General features: G+C 66.9%; 1 protein-coding gene and 1 pseudogene. One reads left to right on the forward strand and one right to left on the reverse strand.

Annotated elements, in window-relative coordinates; all coding sequences use genetic code 11:
- Nucleotides 1–1,139 precede the first annotated feature (1,139 nt).
- A complete protein-coding gene (locus VIM19_02530) occupies nt 1,140–1,739 on the forward strand; it encodes a hypothetical protein (protein ID HEY5183787.1) in 600 nt (199 codons plus the stop codon).
- Nucleotides 1,740–1,987: 248 nt separating this feature from the next.
- Here the strand turns inward: VIM19_02530 and VIM19_02535 are convergent.
- Nucleotides 1,988–2,071: pseudogene (locus VIM19_02535) on the reverse strand (hypothetical protein).
- Between the last annotated feature and the right edge of the window lie 49 nt (nt 2,072–2,120).

A 2,120-nucleotide genomic window follows, 5' to 3' on the forward strand; every position in this document is an offset into this window, starting at 1 on the left:
TCGAATGAACCCCTTCCCGGCCGTGCCGTCTTACGTCCTAGGAGACAATGAACAACGACCAGTTCTGGCGAACGAGAACCCTAAAGTCGCAGTTCACAGCCCTGCGCGAAGTGCCGATTTCGCACTATTCAGCAGGTCTCCTAGGTTGCTGACCCCACCGCAAAGTCGCTCACATAGTGCCCAACCCAGCCCAGGTAAATGCACACCCGTGTCCGGTGTTGCGCGTAGGGCCGGAATTCCCGCTGGCGCAGGACCTTTGGCCCACTCACGTCCCCGTGTTCCGATCATTCCCCGTGTGGGCACGGGGATATCGCGGGCGCCGTAGGCCATTCGGATGGCCTCTATCACTAACGGGGCTTCGCCCCAGCCCGACAAGGCGTGCCGTCGACGACTGCCGATTCAAGGGCAGGCTCACGCAGTCACGCAGGGACCCGCGGTCAGGTGGGCCGACCGTTATTACTCGCTACGCCGATGAATGGTGACCATGACGCGAAGTGCGTCGGTGCCAGGTCAGGTGCGCTGTCGTTGCGCTGTGGAGCGAGCGACATTAAACGCTACGCCGCCAGAACCGGTCCCAGAAAGTCAAACCTGACTCAAAATTCCGGCTTCGCCGGATCGAGCTTTCTAGGTCCTTCTTGTTGCACGCCCTCGTTCGACGAGGCGATCGCCAAGCATCATCGCGCCGTCATCGGGGAGCTGGATCGCCAACTCCCCGGCCATCGCTGGACGCCGCGGCCTAGTAAGGGGGACCGCGCCGTGCAGGCGGGTTCGCGATGCCGCCGACGAAGGGACGCCTTCGGACCTTTGGGCCAACGTGCTGACGTGCGACGTCGGCCCTGCCCGGTTGACGGTTGCCGACATGGGGGCGTTGAGGCGCTTCGCCGGCCGCCCCCCGCGTCACGTGACAAAGCGCCTCGATCCTGGCTACCGGATCGGTGGAGGCGCGATCGACGCTTTCAGGCGTCACCCCGGCCGCGGAGCCCAACTCGTATAACCAACGGTTATCGGAGGTAACCCAACAGCACCTGTAACTGACAACCCCCAGCTCCGGCGATCCTCCCCAAGATCTTTCCGCCGGACCCCTACCGTGAGATCGACCCGCGGTGAGCAGCGGCGACCGAGGCGGACGGAGGTGCGCGGTGGGGGAGAGCGACTCGATCGACCGCCCCGAACCGGCTCCCGCGGACGCGGCCGGCGGTGTTAGCCACGAGGTCACGGCCGGTCCCCGAGCTGCCCTGACCACGGCCCTCGCACCGACGCCGCCGGCTGGTGGCGGGGCACTGCCGAGTGAACAACTGCGGCGGCTGGCTGACCGGACCGCCGCCGCCCTTGTCCTGCCGGTGCCCGCGGTTGATCATGAACAGCAGTTGCCGGCGGAGGCCCTGGCGCGGGTGCTGGACGCGGTCGAGGCCTCCACCGCCGCGGCGACGAAGAAGGCGTACCGCTCGGACTGGGACCGGTTCGCCGGCTGGACCGGGCGCCGGCGGTTCCCCCCGCTGCCGACGCCCCCCGCCGTGCTGGCGCACTACGTCACCGAGGCCGCCGCCGAGCAGACCTGTCACTTGTCGCAGTATCTGGCGCACTTTGATCTAACTATTTGGCGTAGTTTGGTCGAATTATCTGGCGTAGTCGACCGGTTGCCTCCCTGTTTTCGCAGCTCACGGACCTGCAAGGCAGCGGAGCGAACGCTGCCCGAACCTCGATTGCGCCAAAGAGCGCGATCAGACTGCGCCACATAATTCGACCATTTACAGCCGGGGTGGTCGGGGCCTTGGGTTCGCAGCAGCCGCTGCAGGGTGTCCTCGCCCGGGGCGTCCACCTGCTCGGTGCCCGGCGATTCAAGCCCAACGGTCGGTCCAAGCGTGGTCAGGGTGATCTTTGAGCCCGCCAAACGCAGGGTGACGGGGTGGTCGGGCCCGAGGACCCGGCGGGCGCGGGGCAGCGCGTCTTCTCCGACGACGTGGGCCTGCTCGTGTTCGCCCAGGTAGATCAGTGCGACGGTCAGCGAGGACGCCGCGGTGAGGGTGTCGGGGTGGTCGGGACCGAGGACCCGCTGCCACCGTTCGTGCAGTTCGTGGGCGAGCGCCCGGGCTGCTTGCTGGTCGCCCGCGTTGCTGAGG

The sequence above is a fragment of the Actinomycetes bacterium genome (assembly GCA_036510875.1).
In the GTDB taxonomy this organism is placed as follows: domain Bacteria; phylum Actinomycetota; class Actinomycetes; order Prado026; family Prado026; genus DATCDE01.